The organism is Microbispora sp. NPDC088329 (assembly GCF_040685655.1).
In the GTDB taxonomy this organism is placed as follows: domain Bacteria; phylum Actinomycetota; class Actinomycetes; order Streptosporangiales; family Streptosporangiaceae; genus Microbispora.
Map to the genome: position 1 here is coordinate 317,437 of NZ_JBFBIP010000004.1, position 19,726 is coordinate 337,162.

The following is a 19,726-nucleotide window of genomic DNA, read 5'->3' on the forward strand; positions in this document are numbered from 1 at the left end:
ACCCGGACCGGTTACCAGGGGAACGCGAACAGGCCGTAGTAGGCGGCGGTCAGCAGCAGCAGCGCGGTCCCGCCGAGCACGCCGCCGAGCACGATCTTCTGCCAGGGCGTCGGCTCCCAGCCGTCCTGCAGGCCGGCGATCACCGCCGCGAACGTCGTGACCGTCTGCACGAGCATCACGATGGCGAGCAGGCGTACGACCAGCCATCCGGCCTGCACGGCGGGCCAGGCGCCGGCCTGGTTGACCGAGAACAGCACGATGAGCGTGATGAACGCCAGGACGGCGGCGAGCTCCCCGAGGCCGGTCCAGGCCATCCGGCGCAGCCGCGGCCGGATGGTGGGCCACAACTGCACGCTGTCCTCCACCCTGGCCCCCACCCCGGCGTGCAGCCCCAGGTCGCGCCCGCGCAGCCGGACGACCATCTCGGTGACCGGCGCCGCGACGTACCCGACCGCGGCCAGGCACAGCGTGAGCCACAGGATCGTGCTGTCCCCCCACCACGGCGCGGCGGGCACGTCGGCCGCCTCGAAGCGCTGCACCGGCGTCGCCCCCGCGATCGGCACCGAGGGCCTTACCGTACGCGGCAGGTCTTTGATCCAGTTCGCCAGCGTCGGCAGGTAGTCCGCCGCGAACGGCCCGCCGCGGATCCGCATGGCGTGGTCGGCACCCGCGAGGAAGCGGATCGTGTAGTCGGTGTTGCCGCCCCGCGCGAGCGCGCCGGTGAGGGTCCGCGTGCTCTCCACGAACGGGATGGACGGGTCGTCGGTGCCGTACAGCGCCAGGACGGGCTGGCTGATCCCGCGCAGGGCGGGCACCCCGTCGTAACGCAGGAAGTCGAAGCCGACCCCGCCCATCGCCCGGGTGAGCAGGTCGCGCACGCCGGTCGGGGCGTGCAGGCGCAGCAGTTGCTCGTTGAGCGCCCAGGCGACCTGGCGCAGGGGGGAGACGTTGGGGGAGGAGACCAGAACGACGAACGCGGCCTTGGGATCGCGTGACGCGGCGATCGGCACGACCCAGCCGCCCTCGCTGACGCCCCACAGGCCGGCTCGCGCCGGGTCGACGTCGGGCCGCCCGCGCAGCACTCGCAGCATGCGCAGGGCGTCGTCGGCGAGCAGCCCGAAGTCGCGGCTGCGGAAGGAGTAGCCCACCGTCCGCTTGTCGTAGGCGAGCGTCACGATGCCCGCCCGGGCCAGCCACTCGGCCTGCTGGGTGAACTCCCCGCCGTCGCCCGATCCCGAGCCCTGCACGAACACCATCGCCGGGTGGCGCCCGGGGGACAGCGGCGCCCTGATCGTCGCCGTCAGCGTCTCGTTCTTCGCCGGCACGAGCAGCGTCTCGGTACGGAACCGGTCGGTGCGGGCGACCGGCCGCACTTCGGCGGCGGGCTGGGGAGGTAAGTCATGAAACTGGGGCGAAGCGGACAGGGGTGGGGGATCGAAGGCCGGCGGGGAGAGCACGTGGCCGACGATGGCGAGTGCCACCGTCAACACACCGGCGATCACTCCGAGAGTGCCCCGGCCGACGTTCATGAGGCCGCTCCCTCATGCTTGCCCGTAGTACCGAACTCAGGCTAAGTCATTACCCGCCATTTACCACGCGCACCAGAGGGGCGGTTGGTGCCGCGTTTGTCGGCGGGACCTGTTAGCTTCCTGCGACATGCGTGTCCTGCACAGCTCCGACTGGCACCTCGGCCGGTCGTTCCACCGCGAAAGCCTGCTCGCCGCCCAGGCCGCGTTCGTCGACCATCTGGTCGAGACCGTGCGGAGCGAGCGCGTGGACGTCGTGGTGGTCTCCGGTGACGTCTACGACCGGGCGCTGCCTCCCGTCGACGCGGTCGCGCTGTGCAACGAGGCGCTGGCCAGGCTCAAGGCCGTCGGCGCGCACATCGTGCTGATCAGCGGCAACCACGACTCCGCCGTACGGCTGGGTTTCGGCGCCGACCTCATGGAGCGGGTGCATCTGCGCACCGACCCCGGCCGGGCCTGGGAGCCGGTCATGATCGGCGACGTGGCGTTCTTCGGCATCCCCTATCTGGAGCCCGAGCTGGTCCGGGGGCCGTGGGAGCTGGCCGAGCGCAGCCACACCGCCGCCGTCACGTACGCGATGGACCGCGTGCGTGAGCACCCGGCGGCGCGCAAGGTGGTGCTCGCGCACGCCTTCGTCACCGGGGGAGAGGCGAGCGACAGCGAAAGGGACATCAGCGTCGGCGGGGTTTCACACGTGCCGTTGAGCGCGTTCTCCGAGATCGACTACGTGGCGCTCGGGCATCTGCACGGTCGCCAGGTGATGAGCGAGACGGTCCGCTACAGCGGCTCGCCGATCGCCTACTCCTTCTCGGAAGCCGGCCACACCAAGGGCTCCTGGCTGGCCGATCTCGGCACGGGCCGGACCGAGTTCGTCCCCGCCCCCGTGCCCCGGCCGGTGAGCACGGTGCGGGGCCGCATCGACGACCTGCTGACCGACGCCCGTTTCGACCGGTACGAGGACCACTGGCTGCAGGTGACGCTGACCGATCCGGAGCGGCCGCGCGAGGCGATGGAGCGCCTGCGCCGGCGCTTCCCCCACACGCTGGCGCTCGCCTTCGAGCCGGACGGCGTGACGGAGCGACCGGCGGCCCGGGCGAGGATCGCGGGCCGGGCCGAAATCGAGGTGGCGCTCGACTTCGTCCGCGAGGTGCGCGGCGAGCCCGCGGACGACGACGAACGGCGCCTGCTGGAAGAGGCGGTCGAGGCCTGCCGCATCAGGGAGAGCACATGATCGCGTGTGCGGAGGCCGGGCGGGCGGCGGTGCGGGAGCGCGGGCCCGGCCCGCGGAGAGGCGAGGAGGTCCGGTGAGGCTGCATCGGCTGCGCATGGTCGCGTTCGGGTCGTTCCCCGGGACCGAGGAGGTCGACTTCGACGCGCTCGGCGAGGCGGGCCTGTTCCTGATCCACGGCCCGACCGGCGCCGGCAAGACGACCGTGCTCGACGCCGTCTGCTACGCCCTTTACGGCAGGGTGCCCGGTCAGCGGGAGAACGCCAGGAGCCTGCGCTGCGACCACGCGCCGCCCGGCCGGGGGCCGTCGGTGACGCTGGAGGTGACGATCCGGGGCAGGCGCCTGCGCGTCACCCGCTCGCCCGCCTGGATGCGGCCGAAGCTGAGAGGCTCGGGCCTGGTGGAGGAGAAGGCCAAGGCTCTGGTCGAGGAGCTCGTCGGGGAGCCGGCCGAGTCCGGCGGGCAGTGGATCGCGCGTACCACCCGCAGCGACGAGGCCGGCGACTTCGTGAACACGCTGACGGGCATGACGGCGGCCCAGTTCTGCCAGGTCGCGCTGCTGCCTCAGGGCGAGTTCGCGAAGTTCCTGCGGGCGGGCGGCGAGGAACGGCGGGAACTGCTGGAGCGGCTGTTCTCCGTGCGCGTGTTCAGTGAGGTGGAGCGATGGCTGGCCGACCACCGCACGCGCACCTGGCGGGAGGCCCAGGAGCTGGGGCAGCGGGTCGAGTCGGTGCTCGACCGCATGCGCGGCGCGGCGGGCGACGACCTGCCGCTGCCCGAGGACGCCGGCGAGCCGGCCGCCTGGTCGCTGGAGGTGCTCGACCTCGCCCGCGGCGCTCTCGCGGACGCGGCCGCGGCCCGCACGGCGAGTCAGGACGCGCTGCTGTCCGCCCGCGCCCGCCTGGACGAGGGCCGCGCCCTGGCCGACCGGCAGCGCAGGCACGCCGCCGCCCTCGCCCGGCGGCAGGAGCTCGACGCGGCGGCGGACGAGCGGTCGGATCTGGAGGCGATGCTCGACGAGGCCGCGCGGGCCGGCCGGGCGGCGCCGCTGATCCGGCAGGCCGATCAGCGGGCGGAGGCCGCCGCCAAGGCGCGGCGGGTGGCCGCCGACGCCGTGTTCCGCGCGCTGCCCGGCCTGGACCCGCCGGATCCGGAGCGGCTGGCCGTGCTGGAGCGGGAACGGCGCGACGAGATCGCCCGGGTGCGTCAGGTCCTTCCCGAGGAGGCGCGGTTGCGCCGGGTGCGGGACGAGCGCGCGGGCGCCGAGCGGACGCTGGAGACGCTGGCGGAGGACGAGGCCCGGCTGGAGGAGCGGCTGGCCGAGCTGCCCGCCGAGCGGCTCGACGCCGAGGAGCGGCTCGCGCGGGCGAGGCTGGCGGCGGCGAGCCTTCCGGGACTGACCGGCGCCAGGGACGCCGCGCTGCGGCTGCGCGAGGTGACCGAGGAGGCCGCGCTGCTGGAGGGCGAGCTGGCCCGGCTCGCCGGCGAGGAGGAACAGGCGCGGACGGATCAGCGGGAGCTGCCCGCCGCGCTGACCGGCGCGCAGGAGCGGCTGGGCGACCTGCGTGACATGACCGCGCGCATCCCCGCGCTGGAGGCCGCCGCCCAGATGGCGGAGGAGCGGCTGCGGGCCGCGCGGCTGCGCGACGCGCTGACCGCCGAGCTGGAGGAGGCCGAGCGGAACCGCCGCGAGGCGGTCGATCTGGCGCAGGAGCGCCGCGACCGGCTGCAGAAGGTCCGGCAGGACCGCATCGACGGCATGGCCGCCGAGCTGGCGGCCGGGCTCGTGGACGGGCTGCCCTGTGTCGTCTGCGGCGCCACCGAGCACCCGCGTCCGGCCGAGGCCGCCGGACGCCCCGCCACCGCCGAGGACGAGCAGGCCGCGCAGGACGAGTTCGACGCCGCGCAGCGGGCCCGTGAGGAGGCCGAGGCGAACGTCGCCCGGCTCTCCTCCCACCTCGCCGACGCCGCCTCCCGTGCCGCGGACCTGTCCCAGGAGGCGGCCTCGGCCGCTTTCGCGGACGCGCGTGAGGAGCTGTCGCGGCTGCGTTCGGCGGCACGGGCCGTCGGTGCGGCCGAGGAGGAGGCCGCACGGCTGGTGGCCGCCCTCGACGCCGCCCGTGACCGGGCCGGGGAACTGGCCGGGTTGGTGACCGAGAACAGGACCAGGCGCGAGGCCCTGCTGGCGGAGGGCGAGCGTCTCGCCGCCGGCCTGGCGGGCGACCTCGCGACGGCTGAGGCGGACCTGGAACGCGCCCGGTCCCTGGCGGCGGCCGAGGAGGAGCTGTCCGCCCACGCGGCGCGGCTCGCGGCCGAGGCGGAGGACCTGGGCCTGCGCGTCGCGCGGACCGGCGCCGAGCTGGCCGAGATCCGCGCCCATCGCGACCGGCTGGAGGCCGACGAGCGCAGGCTGGCCGAGGTCATCGACGCCCTGCGCGGCGATGACTCGTCTCTCGCCGCTCGCCTCGACCGGCTGGCCGAGGAGGCGGACCTGCTGCGTGAGGCGGCCGAGGCGGCGGCCGAGGCGGCCGCGGCGGGCCGCGAGAGCGAGACGGCGCTGGCCGAGGCGGCCCGGGCCGCCGCCGAGGAGGGGTTCGCGAGCGTGGAGCACGCGGCGGCCGCCGTGCGCACACCGGAGGACCGGGAGGCGATGTCCGAGCGGCTGGCACACCTGGACGCCGAGCGGGCCACGGTCGAGGGCCTGCTCGCCGATCCCGAGCTGGTCGCGGCGGCGGCCGAGCCCGCCGCGGATCTGCCGGAGCTGGAGGCCGGCCACGAGCGGGCCGAGCGGGAGCACGCCGCCCGCACCTCCGCCCGTGACCGGGCGCAGGGGAGGCTCGACCAGCTCACCGGGCTCGCCGGTGAGCTGGACGCCGCGCTGCGCGCCTTCCGGCCGGCCGAGGAGCGGCACCGCCTGGCACGCCGGCTCGCCGAGCTGGCCACCGGCACGTCCGGCGACAATCAGTGGCACATGAGGCTGTCGGCGTACGTGCTGGGCGAGCGCCTGCGCCAGGTCGTCGACGCGGCGAACGAGCGCCTCGACCGCATGTCGGGCGGGCGCTACCTGCTGCGGCACGACCTGAACCGGTCGGCGGGCGACCGTGGCCGGTCGGGCGGCGGGCTGGGTCTGCGGGTGCTCGACGCCTGGACCGGCGTGGAACGCGACCCCGCCACCCTTTCCGGCGGCGAGAGCTTCATCACCTCGCTCGCCCTGGCGCTGGGCCTGGCCGACGTGGTGACGGACGAGGCGGGCGGCGCCGAGATCGGCAGCCTCTTCGTGGACGAGGGCTTCGGCACCCTCGACGAGGAGACGCTCGACGACGTGCTCGACATCCTCGACGGCCTGCGAGAGGGCGGCCGGGCCGTCGGCGTGGTCAGCCACGTCGCCGAACTGCGGGTGCGCATCCCCGCCCAGCTCCGCGTGATCAAGGGCCGCTCCGGCTCGACCCTGTCGCAGCGCTGACCCCGGCTTGCCCCACCGGCTCCGGCGGTTTCGCCTGTCGTGGGTCGTGGGTCGTGAGGCGCCCGGCGGCACGACCCACAGCGTAAGGACCGCCGCCCGCCGGCGGTGGCCTCTCCGCCCGCGATGCCCGTGGTCGCCCACGGACCGGAGCGGTCCGTGTAAGAGGAGGTCAAGCGCTCTGCAACCGTGCGGCCCTATCAACGACATGCAGGCCCACGGAGTCCACCGCGCGGCCGCTCCCGACCGGCCGGGCTGCACAGCCGCCGATGAGAGGTGAGTGCGTCATGAGGAGCATCCGCAAGAGCACGGTCATGGTCGTCACCGCGGGCGCCCTCGCGCTCGGTCTGGCGCTCCCCACGGGAACGGCCAACGCGTCCGCCGGCTACAAGACGTTCACCTGGAAGCACGGTTCCACCGCGGGTGACTGCACGATGTACAGCGGCGGCGCCGGCTGGACGGCCCCGACATGGACGCTCTACCCGGACGGCACGGCCTGGTTCGACGCCACGCTCACCAGCATGTCGGGTGACGACGCCTGGCTGATGTGGGCACATCTCAAGGACGAGAACGGCGCGCTGCTCGCCGACCTACGCATACCCGGCAGCACCAGCACCAAATTCGTCAAGAACCTGCCCCTCGCCTGGCCGCGGAAGTATCGATGGCTGGCCGAAGGCAGGTTCGACCCCAGCCTGTACCCCCTGATCAAGGGGATGTCGCTGAGCAAGCACTGCTGAGCGTCGGCCACCGCCGGGGACCCGCCGGAGCGACGGCGGAGACGAGGACCGGACGGGCCGAACTCACCAGAGGGCGAGCGAACGGGTCAGGATGCCGACGAGGTCCTCCTCCCGCACGGGCCTGGGGGAGGTGGTGAGCAGCCGCTGCTGCTTCATCGCCCCCTCCACCAGCGCCGGTACGTCGCTCTCCGCGTATCCCACGCCGCCGATGCCGTTCGGGATGCCGACGTCGCGCATGAGCGCGGTGAGCACGCCGGGCAGGAACTCCGCAGGCTCGTCCGGCACGGCGGCCGAGGGATCGAGCAGCCCGGCCGCGCGCACGTGCCGCGCCGGGTCCGCCTCGAAGGTGAACCGGAACGCCTCCGGCGCGGTCAGCGCCACCGCCATGCCGTGCGGCACCATGGGCTCGCCGCCGGGATAGCCGTGCGGGTGGAAGTCCTTCACCCGCCCGGCGATGGGATAGGCGTTGGCGTGCGGGATGTGCACGCCCGCGTTGCCGAACCCCAGCCCCGCGAAGGTCGCCGCCAGCGCCATCGCGCCCCTCGCCCCGGCGTCGTCGCCGTCCCGTACCGCCGTGCGGAACGAGCCGGACAGCAGCCGGAGCGCCTGCTCCGACCACATGTCCGCCACCGGATTCGACCCGCAGTACGGCACGCGCTCCTCCGGCCGCCTGCGCTCATAGGAGGTGTACGGCCGGGCGGTGTAGCTCTCCAGGGCGTGACAGAGGATGTCCATCCCCGCGGCGGCGGTCACCCCGGGCGGCTGCGTCATCGTCAGGTCCGGGTCCACGACGGCCAGCACGGGGCGGAGCCGGGCGTGGCTGATCCCCGTCTTGACCTTGAGCCCGAGCACGTCGAGCACGCAGATCGTGGTGCTCTCCGAACCGGTTCCCGTGGTCGTGGGCACCGCGACCAGCGGCTTGAGCGGCTCGGATGGGGCGCGGCCGGCACCGATGGGCGCGTTGACGTAGTCCATCAGCTCGCCCGGATTGGTCGTCAGCAGGTTCACGGCCTTGGCGGTGTCGATGCTCGACCCGCCGCCGACGGCGACGAAGGCGTCCCAGGGGCCGCTCGCCCGGGCGTGCCCGATCGCCGCGAGCAGGCTCTCGTCGGTGGGCTCGACGTGCACGCCGTCGTACACCTCGGCGTGCATGCCGAAGCCGGCGATCTGCCCGGCGATCCGCGCCGGGGCGCCGGTCGCCGCCACACCGGCGTCGGTCAGCACCAGCACGCGGCGCACGCCGTACTGCCCGAGGTCGAAGCCGATCTCGGCGGACGCGCCCGGGCCGAACTTCAGCGCGGGCGCGCCGTAGGTGAAGACGGACTCGGGGGTGCTCGGAACGATCACGATGACCGGACCTTTCACTCGCGGGGGTCATAGGGCACATGCCCGGGGGCCTGCTCGGCGTGCGGGGTTCGCGACGGTGCACCTGACATTTGACGCGATCCCCGGCCTGAAGGGAAAGCCGGAGCGCTGCGGGCGGATCAGACGGAATGCCGCGGAGCACGAGCCCATCCCGCCGCCGTCCCGGATGCCGCCCCCGCGGAGATGCGCGGCCATGTGGCGCACATCGTCGAGCTTCTCGTGCCCCCGGGCCTTCTCCGGGCCGCCGCAGGACGCCCGGCGGCCGACATCCCTGATGTCCGGAAAAAGCGAATGAATCTACAACGTAAAGGGCAAAGCGGGCTGCGGCATCGAGCGAACCGCGTCCATGATCGGAACATGGGCGAGAACCGATCGATGCGAGACGTGGTCGTCCCCCGGCGCGACGACCTGGAGAACGCCAGGCAGGTGGTGCGGGCCCACCTGCGCCCCACCCCGGTGGACCTGGGCGCGGGCACGCCCGGCGATCCCACGCTGAAGCTGGAGAGCCTGCAGCCCACGGGGTCGTTCAAGGTTCGCGGTGCGTTCAGCGCCATAGCCGCCGCACCCGGACCCGGTGTGGTGACGGCGTCGGCCGGCAACCACGGGCTGGGCGTCGCCTTCGCCGCGAACGCGCTCGGCGGCAAGGCCACGGTGGTCGTCCCGCGCACCGCCTCGGCCGCGAAGACGGCCCGCCTGCGCCGCCTGAACGCCGACCTGGTGTGCACCGGTGAGAGCTTCGACGAGGCGGAGGAATACGCGCTCACGCTCGCCGGAGCGTCGGGGCGCCACTACCTGTCGGCCTACAACGATCCGCACGTCATCGCGGGTCAGGGCACGATCGGGCACGAGCTGGACGAACAGCTCGACGGGCCGTTGACCGTGGTGTGCCCGGTCGGCGGCGGAGGGCTCGTCTCCGGCCTGGGGCTGTGGGCGGCGGGCCGCGCGGACGTACGCGTCGTCGGCGTGGAGGCCGCCGCCTCCACCGCCGTGTCCGCGGCGGTCGCCGCGGGCCGTCGCGTGCCCGTCGAGGTCCGCCCGACCCTCGCCGACGGGCTCGCAGGGAACATCGAGCCCGGGTCGGTCACCGTCGGCCTCGTCGCGCGGCATGTGCATCACCTGGTGACGGTGTCCGAGGACGAGATCCGCGCCGCGCTGCGCTACCTGGCTTACGAGCGTGGATACGTGGCCGAGGGCGCGGGAGCGGTGCCGGTCGCCGCCCTGCTCGCCGGCAAGGTCGACGCGTACGGACGGGTCGTGGCGGTGGTCTCGGGCCGCAACATCACCGCCGCGGCGCTGGCGTCGGTTCTCGCGGCCGGTGAGACGCGACCGGCCGCGGCGTCGTGATCCGCGCGCGGACCCGGCAGGTCAGGGAGCGCGCTCCTCGCTGGTCCTCGGGGTGAGCGCGGCGACCGCGCACAGCGCCGCGGCCGGGTCGTCGGCGAAGAACCGCAGCCGCCGGACGGCTGCCGCCGGGCGTGCAGCCGTCCACGGACGGCGCGGAGGAGGCACCTCGATCGGTTCGCGCAGCTCGACCACGAGGTTCGTCTGCGACGAGACCGCGAGCGCGAGTTCGCCGTCCGAGAGGCCCACGAGTTTCCTCTGGTCGTAGCGGCGGTCGATCCGCACCGAGGTGACGAGCTCCAGCGGGACGTCCAGCCCGAAGAGGCGGCCATATCGCAGGCGCAGCGCCTCCGGCGACACGGTGTGCGGCCGCCGGGCGCAGCTGACCATGACGCCGAGGACGGCGAGGGCCGACGCCGCGTCGAGGACCAGGATGCCCAGACGGGGCACGTCGGGCAGCCCGAACCCGCGCAGCAGCAGGTCCACGGCCGCCGTCTCCAGCACCAGCACGAACAGCATCACTGCCATCATCGGCGTCTGCTCCCGGCTGTAGCCGATTACGTGCCTCACGACGGCCGGTCCGCGAGCAGGGCCAGGACCCGCCGTACGACCTCGGCCTGGGCGGGGGACAGGTCGGCGAGGAAGGCCTGGGCGAACGGATCGCCGGCCGAGGGCACCGTGATGGCGAGGCCGGCGGCGAGGTCCCGCGGGAGGTGGGCGGCGAAGTCGGCGGCGAGGGCGTCGACGCGGGGATCGGCGGGGCCGGCCTCGTCCAGCTCCGCCAGCCTCCGGTACAACTCCTCGGCCCGGGCGAGGGCCTCCGGCGTCGTCAGCGGCCTCATCAGCTCCAGCAGCCGGTCCCGGTCCTCCGGCTCGGCCGCCGTGTCGAGGAGGGCGAGCAGCTCGGCGTCGGCCGCCGCGAACGGAGAGTGGCGCACGGGTTCGAGGCACCGCAGGAACTCGGCCATCCGCGGCGAGACGGCGCCGTCCGGCGACGGCGACTCCTCGCTCAGCAGCGCGGCGAGCCGCTCGCGCCTGGCCCTGATGGCCTCCTCCTGCCGCGCGAGGTCGGCGTCCAGCTCCAGCAGGATCTCCCGTAGCTCCCGCGTGGAGTCGCCGGCCAGCACGTCGCGCACCTCGTCCAGCGACAGGCCCAGCTCGGTCAGCCTGCGGGCCCGGGCGAGGCGGAGCGCGTCGCGCAGGCCGTACTCCCGATAGCCGTTGACCCGCCTCGCCGGTTCGGGCAGCACGCCCTGATGATGGTAGTGCCGCACAGTACGGGTGGACACCCCGGCCAGTGCGGCGAGTTCTCCGATCCGCATGCCCTCATTGAAGACGTTGACGTCGCGTCAAGGTCAACCAGATCTACAGCGGCAGCCAGCGGGCGGTGAGGAGATAGCCGCCGTAGACGAGCGCGGCGGCGGAGACGAGCAGGAACACCAGCACCCAGAACGTGCCGGGGACGCGGGTCAGGCGGGCGAGCTGGTCGGCGTCGGAGTCCGGGGCGCGGCCCAGACGCCGCTTGGTCTGCAGTTCCAGGATCGGCCGCACACCGCCGAGCAGCAGGAACCACGCGGCGGCGTACGCGCAGGCCGACTGGATGTCGGGCGTCGCGAACCACGACAGCGCGAAGACCGCGCCGCCGACGGCGAGCAGCGACACGGCGCCGAAGAAGTTCCTGATCATCAGCAGCATGCACGTCAGCAGCGCGAGCACGGCCCACAGCAGCATCGTGATCCGCCCGCCGGAGACCAGCCAGGCCGCTCCGAGCCCGATCAGGGAGGGCGCGACGTACCCCGCCGCGGCGGTGACGATCATGCCGGGGCCCGTGGGCCTGCCCCGGGTGAGCGTCACCCCCGAGGTGTCCGAGTGCAGGCGGATGCCCCGCAGTTTGCGCCGGGTCAGCACCGCGACCAGCGCGTGGCCCCCCTCGTGCGCGATCGTGATCAGGCCGCGGGAGATGTGCCACGACGCCGGGTAGGCGACGACGGCCAGGGCGGCGAACCCGGACAGGACGACCAGCCAGAGCGGGGGCGCGATCTGGGTGGCGGTCAGCTGGTTCCACAGGGCCTTCAGGGGGTTCACCTTCGGAATCGTACGGCCCGGCGGCCCGGCCCGCGCTCCCCGTGCTCCGGGCTCCCGTTCCCCGTGCGTCCGGCCCCGGCTCCTCGTGCCGCGGGCTCTCGCTTCGTACGGCGCCCGCTGAGTAAGTGCGGCGATGGTGGTTACCTTCTACGTGTGGCTGAGCGGCGTATGCGTGGGTTGCGCGGATTGAGTGGGCTGATGAGAGCGAAACCGGAGCAGGCTCCCGAGCACTCCATGGACCCCCGTGCGGGCGAGGAGGAGACGTTCAGGCAGAGCGTGATCGACAACGCCGTGTACGTGGACGGCGAGCGCGTGGACTCGCCGCTGTCGCTGGGCGACGCGATCGCCTCGCTGCGCGCGCGGCCGAGGGCGATGGCGTGGATCGGCCTGTACCGGCCCGAGGAGGCCGAGCTGATCAAGGCGGCCGAGGAGTTCGGCCTGCACGAGCTCGCCATCGAGGACGCCATCGTCGCCCACCAGCGGCCCAAGGCCGACCGGTACGGCGACACGCTGTTCGTGGTGCTGCGGGCGGCGCAGTACCTCGACAAGCCCGAGAAGGTGGCCTTCGGCGAGCTGCACGTCTTCGTCGGCCCCGACTTCGTGCTGACCGTACGGCACAGCGAGGCGCCCGACCTGTCCAAGGTGCGCCGCCGGATGGAGTCGGACCCCGACCTGCTCCGCCAGGGACCGCAGGCCGTGCTGTACGCGATCCTCGACGCGGTGGTGGACGGCTACGCGCCGGTGGTCGCCGGGCTGCAGAACGACATCGACGAGATCGAGGTGCAGGTCTTCGGCGGCGACCCGGCCGCGCCCCGGCGTATCTACAGCCTGTCGCGGGAGGTCATCGAATTCCAGCGGGCGACCAGCCCCCTGGTCCCGATGCTCGACGGCTTCATCGCCGGCTCGCCCAAATATGGTGTGAACGAGGAGCTGCAGCGCTACCTTCGCGACGTGTCCGACCACGCGATCACGGTCACCGAGCGTGTGGCGGGCTTCCGGCAGATGCTGCAGGACATCCTCGTCGTCAACTCCACGCTCGTCAGCCAGCAGCAGAACGAGGAGATGACCAAGCTCACGGCCGCGAGCATCGCCCAGGGCGACGAGGTCAAGAAGATCTCGGCGTGGGCGGCCATCCTGTTCGCCCCGACGCTGGTCGGCACGATCTACGGGATGAACTTCGACCACATGCCCGAGCTGCACTGGGTGCTCGGATACCCCGTCGCGATCATGCTCATGGGCGTCGTCTGCCTCACGCTCTATCTGGTCTTCAAACGCCGCGACTGGCTCTGAGCCGCCCGCGCGGCCGTGCTGCCTTTTTCTCCCGCACGCCGCCTTTCGCGTCACCGTGCGTGAGCGTTTTCGGAATTCCGGATAATGAGGCGATTTCGCGGCCGTAATCGCCGAAGTTTTCCGACAAATAAAGTCGGTATAGGGCGTAATTGTATGTCGCCGTGGCGCCGTGTGGGGCGAGCTCACCCTTTCCGCCGACCTCGAAACGGCGCTTGACTCGGCTTTGACACCTCCTGTATAACCACTTGTGGCGCAAATTGCCGGATAAACGAGCATATAGGGGGCGGCGGCGGTTCGTTGTGACACCGTGCCGTCGCCGTATCCACTCTCAAAAAGGTGCCTCGTGAATTCTCGGACATCTGTGAGCGCATATCCCGAACCCGATTGCGGCCTTCGGCTCGCCGACTTGCCCGTGGTGACGTAGACAGATCGATCCGGACAGCGACGCCGCGGCCGTGACGGCGCGCATCGGCGCGGCGCACCGCATCGCCGGCCGATGAACGGCCGGTGCGGAAGCGCGGCGGCGAATTGCCCGGAGATAACGGCACTTTCAGATCCTCATACGCCTGGCATCGTACGGGGGCCGTGCATGCGTAGCGGAGAACGGCTCAGGCCGCCGCGCATCCGGTTCCTCGGGCGCCAGGCGGCCCCGCCGCCACCGTACGGCGGGGCGTGGCCCGGCCGCCTCCCCGCCGGCCGCCGTCGCGTACCCCGGACGCCCGCGCGTCCGCGAGACCGGTTCGACCAGTCCCCGACCATCGAGGAGCAACTCGTGACCGTCATGTCGAACGTCGTCCGATGCGCCACCAACGAGATCGCCACCGAACTCACCACGGAGACGCTGCTCCAGCTGGCCGATCGGCGGATCGGCGCGATTCACGTCCGGGGGTACTACCCTGCCGACATCGCGGAACAGGTCGCGCAGAAGGCGATCGACCATCCGGCGCTCGGTCACTACCACAAGCTGCACACGAGCAGCGTCGGCCGCGTGTACATGCCCCACATCGACACGAAGTGGGACCCCGAGCTCACGAAGCAATACCACGACGCCGCCCTGCCGTCGATCAGGGACGTCCGCTCGATGTTCCACCCGTACCTGGCCCCGGTGGACAAGGTGCGCCTGGAACTGCAGGAGCTGTGGCCGGCCGGGGCCAACCTGCTGCGGCTGCGCGGGCGGGCCTGCTTCGTCGGCGCGTTCCGGGTCTTCCAGCCCACGACCTCGGAGTTCTACCCGCACAACGACGCCATCGACCAGGAGACCGACGCCCCCGAGATCCAGGGCGTGCTCAACCAGCTCGTGGCCAACATCTACCTCCAGGTGCCGGACGAGGGCGGCGACCTGCAGCTGTGGCTGCGCGAGCCCACCCGGGAGGAGACCGACATCATCCTCGACGTCGAGGGCCTGGACCCCAAGACCGTCGAGCCTCCGGTCCATCAGATCCACCCCGCCGCGGGCGACCTCATCATCTTCAGCCCGCGGATGCTCCACGCGGTGACGCCCGGCCACGGCAGGCACCGTGTCGGCGCCGCCGCGTTCATCGCCACGAAGGGCCCGCAGGAGCCTCTCGTCTTCTGGAGCTGACGGGCGCACCGGCGGCCCCCCACGACCGACAGCCGAGACCGGAGGATTGACCACCGCATGATCGCGGCGCTCGTTCGCAGACACGCAAGGACGCGTCCCGACCGGATGGCCGTCGCCGTGGGCCGGGACCGGCTGACCTACGCCGAGCTCGACGGCCGGGTGTCCGGCCTGGTCCACCGCCTGCGGGCCCGGGGCATCGGCCGGGGCTCTCTCGTGGGCGTCCACCTCGACCGCACACCGGACGCGGTGGCGGCCCTGCTGGCCGTGCTCGGCGCGGGCGCCGCGTACACGGTCGTCGAGCCGGCCGGACGGACGGATGAATGTGCGGGCCGGCTCGCCGCGGCCGGCCCCGACCTCGTCGTCACCTCCTCCCCCTATGGGGAGGAGCTGCTCCGGCACGGACTGCCCGTGCTGGACGTCAACGAGGACGGCGACGACCGCCTCCCGCGGGCCCGCCTCGACGAGCCCGAGGCGGGCGACACCGCCTACGTCCTGTACACGTCGGGCTCGACCGGGGTGCCGAAGGGCGTCATGGTCTCCCACGCCAACGTCCGGCACTACACCGAGTCGCTGCTCGCCCGGCTCGGCGTCGCGGAACCACTCGCGTACGCGCACGTGACGACGCTGGCCGCCGACCTGGGCAACACCTGCCTGTTCCTCGCCCTGTGGACCGGCGGGTCGCTGCACCTCGTGGACGACGCCACCCGCCGTGACCCCGAGGGGCTGCTCCGCTACCTGCGGGCGGAGCGGATCGACGTCCTGAAGACGACGCCTTCGCACTGGAACGCGGTCTTCCGCGCCTTCGGCGGCGACCCGGCGACCCGGCCGGACCTGCGTTTCCTGCTGCTCGGCGGTGAGCTCCTGGCGCCGCCGCTCGCCCGCCGGACCCTCGCCTCGGGGATCACCCGCGCGCTCGTCAACCACTACGGCCCCACCGAGACGACCGTCGGCGTCGCGGCGCACGTGCTCACCGGCACGGCGGACGTGGACGCCCTCGGCGACGCCGCCTCCGTGCCCATCGGCACCGCGCTGGGCGCGACCCGGCTGCTCGTACGGACGGAGGACGGGAGTTACCACGAGCGGGACGCGGCCGGCGAGCTGTACGTGGCGGGGCCGTCGGTCGCGCTCGGCTACCGCGGTGACGCCCCCGCCACCGCGGCGGCCTTCACCGAGGACCCGGCCCTTCCCGGCCTGGGGCGCGTCTACCGTACGGGCGACAAGGTGCGCGCCGACGCGCGGGGCGTGCTGGAGTTCCTCGGCCGGGGAGACAGACAGGTCAAGATCGGTGGCTACCGGGTCGAGCTCGGCCATGTGGAGGCGGCGCTGCGCCGGCTGCCCGCGGTGGCCGATGTGGTCGTGGTCCACCGGCCGGGGGAGCGGCCCGCGCTCGTCGCCGCGGTGCTGACCGCGTCCGGCGCGCCTGCGGCCGATCTACGGCAGGAGGCGCTCGGCGTTCTCCCGCCGTACATGGTCCCGGACCATGTCGAGATCTTCGACGCCTTCCCCGGGAACGGCAACGGCAAGACCGACCAGGCCGCGATCGCCGGCATGGTCGAGGAGCGGCTGGCCGGGCGGGCCGGGCGCGTGCGGGACGCCGGCGACCCGATCCTCGCCGAGGTGTGCGCCGTGTGGCGCAGGCACCTCGGCCACGGGGACTTCGGCGTCGACGACGACTTCACCCGGATCGGCGGCAGCTCCATCGACGCCATCCAGGTCATCGCCGACCTCCAGGTCAGGGGCTACCGGATCTCGGCAGCGGCCTTCCTGGCCGAGCCGACGCCCGCTGCGCTGGCCGCCAGGATCGCGGCCGGCGCGCAGGCCCGTGAGCCGGACGGCGAGCGCGACGGTGAACGGGACGGTCCTGGGGCCGTCCCGCTCCCGGACGACGCCGCCGTCCTGTCCCCGGCGCAGGAGTGGTTCTTCCGGCAGGACTTCGCCCAGCCGGACCAGTGGAACCAGGCCCTGCTCCTGGACGTCGACGGGGCGGTGCGGCCGGCGGAGCTCGCCGCCGCCGTCGGTGACGTGGTCCGGTCGCACCCCCTGCTGCGCACCGCCTTCAGGACGGGCGCGGCGGGCCGCCTGCGCGAGGTCGTCGAGCCCGGGCAGGTCTTCAGCGTGTCGGAGCTGCCGCGTGGCGAGGGCCGGGCCGACGGGCACATCCGGGAGGTCGCGGCGGCCCGCCAGGCCGAGATCAGCGTGGCGGACGGCGCCGTCTTCCGGGCGCATCTGTTCCGCGGCGCCGGCCGGGCCCACCTGCTGCTCATCTGTCATCACCTGGCCGTCGACGTCGTCTCCTGGCGCATCATCGTGAACGACCTCAGCCGCTGCTACAGCGCACGCCTGTATGGCGACCGGCCGGTCACGGCCCCGGGCACCACCGGTTTCGGCGCGTGGGCCACGCACCTGCGCGACCAGGCAGGCGCACTGCGCGCGGACCTCGCCTACTGGAACGACCTCGATCGCTTCCCCGCCCCGTCGTCCGCAGGAGACGGCGACGACAACCGTGAGCGGGACGCGTGGTCGGTGTGGTTCCGGCTGTCCCGCGCGGAGAGCGAGGCGCTGGCCCAGGGGTCGGCCTCCGGGGGGACGCCGCCCCACGCCGCGCTCCTCGGCGCCTTCGCCCAGGCGCTGGCCGAGCTGCGCGGCACCGACGACGTGGTGGTGGACGTCGAGAGTCACGGCCGCGCCTCCCTCGGGGACGTGCTGGACGTCTCCCGCGCCGTGGGCTGGTTCACCTCGACCTTCCCCGTCCTGATCGGCGTCGTCGCCGGCGACGTCGCCGCCACCTGCAAGTCCGTGGCCACCGCCCTGCACGGCGTGCCCCGCCTCGGCGTCGCGTACGGCCTGCACGGGCGGCCGCGGCGCTCGGACGTGTGCTTCAACTACCTCGGCTCCTTCCCCCTGCCGTACGGCGACGACCTGCGCCCGGCGCTGTCGCGGCACGCGGTGGGGCCGGTGCGCGGGGCGGGCAACGACCGCGTCTACGACCTCAAGCTCACCGCCCGGGTCATCGACGGACAGCTCGTCGCGGACCTGTCCTACAGCTCACGCCGGCACGACACCGAGCGGATGCTGCGCCTGGCCCGCGCCACCCGCGCGCACCTGGTGCAGGCCGCGGGCGTCCCGTACACCGAGGGACGGCTCGTCGTGGAGCGCGGGTCGAGTTCCGGGCTGTTCGCCCAGGTGCCGCGGGCCCTGCTCGGCGAACCTCCGGAGCCGCCGTCCCGCGACTACGGCACCGTCCTGCTCACCGGTGCGACCGGCTTCATCGGCGTGCACCTGCTGCATCTCCTCCTGACCCGCACCGACGGCGAGATCCGCTGCCTGGTGCGCCCGGCGGAGGGGCGGCCTGCCGCCGACCGGCTGCGGGAGGCGTACGCGTGGTATCTGCCGGGCGAGGACCTCGGCCGGTACGGCGACCGTGTCACCGTGCTCGCCGGAGACCTGTCGGAGCCCCGCTTCGGGCTCGGCGAGGAGGACTACACGGCGCTGTGCCGGGAGGTGGAGGCCATCTACCACCTCGCCGGCGACACGCGGTTGTTCGCCGGGCGGGAGTCCTTCGAACGGCACAACGTCGAGCCGGTGCGGGCGCTGATCCGTCTCGCGGCGACCGGGCGTCCCAAGGACCTGCACCACGTCTCCACGCTGGCGGTCTGCGGCCGCGGCCCGGAGGGCGAGCCCGCCGTGTTCTCCGAGGACACCCTGAACATCGGCCAGCGGTTCCTGAACGAGTACGAGCGCAGCAAGTACGCCGCCGAGCGCCTGGTCCACGAGTTCGTCGCGCAGGGCGGCACCGGGTTCGTCTACCGCACCGGAAACGTCACGGGACACTCGGTGTCGGGCCGATTCCAGCGCAACGGCGGCGACAACCGGCTGGTCCAGCTGCTGCGCGCCGCCGTCCGTCTGGGGCGGGTGCCGGCCGTGGGCGCCGAAACCCTCGCGCTGAGCCCCGTGGACGTCGTGGCCGCCGGCATCTTCGCGATTTCCCGCAGCACCCGGGTGTGCGGAGGCACCTTCCACGTCGACACCCACCACCGGATCTCCTACGGAGAGATCTTCGCGGCGCTGCGCGAGCTGGGATGCGCGGTGGAGGACGACGAGGCCGCCGACTTCGCCGGTCTGTTCCGCCGCCACCTCGGCGGAGACGACGAGCAGGTCGCGCTCGCGCACCTGTGGGCGAGCAGGCCCGAACGCAACGTCCGGTACGACCACACCCGCACCCGGCGCCTGCTCGCCGAACTCGGCGTGGAGTTCCCGCCGCCCAGCCGCGCGTGGCTGCGGGAGTACTTCACGGGTCTGATCCAGCAGGGCGAGATCTCCCTCGCCCCCGGCAGGTCGGAGGGGACATGACGGAGGGGCGCATCGCGATCGTCACGGGGGCCTCGTCGGGCATCGGGCGGGCGATCACGGCCTGCTTCGCCCGGCGGGGCATGCGGGTGGTCGCCGCGGGCCGCAGGGAGGACCGGCTGGCCGAACTGGTCCGTGAGCTCGCCGGGCACCCGGGCGCCGTCGTGCCGTTCGCGGGAGACATGACCAGGCCCGGCCACACGGAGGAGCTGCTGGCCGCGGCCGAACGCGAATTCGGCGCGGCGAGCGTCTTCGTCGCGTCCGCCGGCCGCGGCCTGCCCGGCACCGTCCTTCGGTCCGACCCCGGCAGGTGGCGGGAGCTCGTCGAGGCCAACTACCTCGCCGTGCTCCACCAGCTCCGCGCGTCCGCCGCCGAGTTCAAGAAGCAGGCGGAGGCGGACGGCGGACGGCGCGTGCGCGACGTGGTGGTGATCGGCTCGACGGTCGGGCGGCAGGTCTCGGCCGCCAACCCCGTCTACGGCTCGACGAAGTTCGCCGTGCACGCGCTGGTCGAGGCGCTGCGTCAGGAGGTCTGCGTCCACGGAATCAGAGTCACCTTGATCGAACCCGGTTTCGTCCGCTCCGGCTTCCAGGAGACGGCAGGCTATGACCCCGAGTGGTTCGAAGCCGTCGCCGAGCAGAACGGACCCCTGCTGGTGCCGGAGGATGTCGCCGAGGTCGTCGGGTTCGCCGTCGACCGGCCGCCCCACGTGCATCTCGACGACATCCGCCTTCGCCCCACTCGGCAGAAGATCTGACGTCGTC

Annotated in this window: 13 protein-coding genes; 8 read left to right on the forward strand and 5 right to left on the reverse strand. The window is 73.2% G+C overall.

What is annotated here, in order from left to right:
• Positions 1-11: 11 nt before the first annotated feature.
• Positions 12-1,529, reverse strand: a complete 1,518-nt coding sequence (locus AB0O28_RS11540; RefSeq protein ID WP_363638930.1) for a prolyl oligopeptidase family serine peptidase — start codon at positions 1,527-1,529, stop codon at positions 12-14.
• A gap of 127 nt (positions 1,530-1,656) precedes the next feature.
• Here AB0O28_RS11540 and AB0O28_RS11545 point away from each other — a divergent pair, with 127 nt between their 5' ends.
• From AB0O28_RS11545 to AB0O28_RS11555, 3 genes are all read left to right on the forward strand, one after another.
• Complete coding sequence (locus tag AB0O28_RS11545; protein ID WP_363638932.1) at positions 1,657-2,757, forward strand: exonuclease SbcCD subunit D; 1,101 nt, start codon at positions 1,657-1,659, stop codon at positions 2,755-2,757.
• A gap of 73 nt (positions 2,758-2,830) precedes the next feature.
• Positions 2,831-6,217, forward strand: coding sequence for an AAA family ATPase (locus tag AB0O28_RS11550; protein WP_363638934.1), 3,387 nt, complete (start codon positions 2,831-2,833; stop codon positions 6,215-6,217).
• Between the two features lie 284 nt (positions 6,218-6,501).
• Positions 6,502-6,951 carry a DUF6294 family protein gene (locus tag AB0O28_RS11555; RefSeq protein ID WP_363638936.1) on the forward strand — a complete coding sequence of 150 codons (450 nt, stop codon included), beginning with the start codon at positions 6,502-6,504 and terminating at the stop codon, positions 6,949-6,951.
• Positions 6,952-7,014: 63 nt separating this feature from the next.
• Here AB0O28_RS11555 and AB0O28_RS11560 read toward each other — a convergent pair whose 3' ends face one another.
• On the reverse strand, positions 7,015-8,298 hold the full coding sequence (locus AB0O28_RS11560) for a hydroxyacid-oxoacid transhydrogenase (protein ID WP_363638938.1): 1,284 nt from the start codon (positions 8,296-8,298) through the stop codon (positions 7,015-7,017).
• A gap of 375 nt (positions 8,299-8,673) precedes the next feature.
• On the opposite strand from AB0O28_RS11560, the gene AB0O28_RS11565 reads away from it, so the two are divergent.
• On the forward strand, positions 8,674-9,660 hold the full coding sequence (locus AB0O28_RS11565; RefSeq protein WP_363638940.1) for a pyridoxal-phosphate dependent enzyme: 987 nt from the start codon (positions 8,674-8,676) through the stop codon (positions 9,658-9,660).
• A 21-nt stretch (positions 9,661-9,681) separates the two neighbouring features.
• Here AB0O28_RS11565 and AB0O28_RS11570 read toward each other — a convergent pair whose 3' ends face one another.
• The 3 genes from AB0O28_RS11570 to AB0O28_RS11580 are packed head-to-tail and all read right to left on the reverse strand — an operon-like array spanning position 9,682 to position 11,742.
• Positions 9,682-10,227: a hypothetical protein gene (locus tag AB0O28_RS11570; protein WP_363638942.1), complete on the reverse strand. Its 546-nt coding sequence runs from the start codon at positions 10,225-10,227 to the stop codon at positions 9,682-9,684.
• On the reverse strand, positions 10,224-10,979 hold the full coding sequence (locus tag AB0O28_RS11575) for a MerR family transcriptional regulator (RefSeq protein WP_363638944.1): 756 nt from the start codon (positions 10,977-10,979) through the stop codon (positions 10,224-10,226). The genes AB0O28_RS11570 and AB0O28_RS11575 overlap by 4 nt, the downstream gene beginning before the upstream one ends.
• A gap of 43 nt (positions 10,980-11,022) precedes the next feature.
• Positions 11,023-11,742 (reverse strand): M50 family metallopeptidase, encoded by a 720-nt coding sequence (locus tag AB0O28_RS11580; protein ID WP_363638946.1) that lies wholly within the window; start codon positions 11,740-11,742, stop codon positions 11,023-11,025.
• 198 nt (positions 11,743-11,940) lie between these two features.
• On the opposite strand from AB0O28_RS11580, the gene AB0O28_RS11585 reads away from it, so the two are divergent.
• The 4 genes from AB0O28_RS11585 (at position 11,941) to AB0O28_RS11600 (ending at position 19,719) form a co-directional block, all read left to right on the forward strand.
• Positions 11,941-13,032, forward strand: coding sequence for a magnesium and cobalt transport protein CorA (locus tag AB0O28_RS11585; RefSeq protein WP_363638948.1), 1,092 nt, complete (start codon positions 11,941-11,943; stop codon positions 13,030-13,032).
• 781 nt (positions 13,033-13,813) lie between these two features.
• Complete coding sequence (locus tag AB0O28_RS11590; RefSeq protein WP_363639167.1) at positions 13,814-14,614, forward strand: 2OG-Fe(II) oxygenase; 801 nt, start codon at positions 13,814-13,816, stop codon at positions 14,612-14,614.
• Between the two features lie 57 nt (positions 14,615-14,671).
• Entirely contained in the window at positions 14,672-18,964 is a 4,293-nt protein-coding gene (locus AB0O28_RS11595) for an amino acid adenylation domain-containing protein (protein WP_363638950.1), read from the forward strand.
• Positions 18,961-19,719, forward strand: a complete 759-nt coding sequence (locus AB0O28_RS11600) for an SDR family oxidoreductase (protein WP_363638952.1) — start codon at positions 18,961-18,963, stop codon at positions 19,717-19,719. Before AB0O28_RS11595 ends, AB0O28_RS11600 begins: the two co-directional genes overlap by 4 nt.
• Positions 19,720-19,726 lie beyond the last annotated feature (7 nt).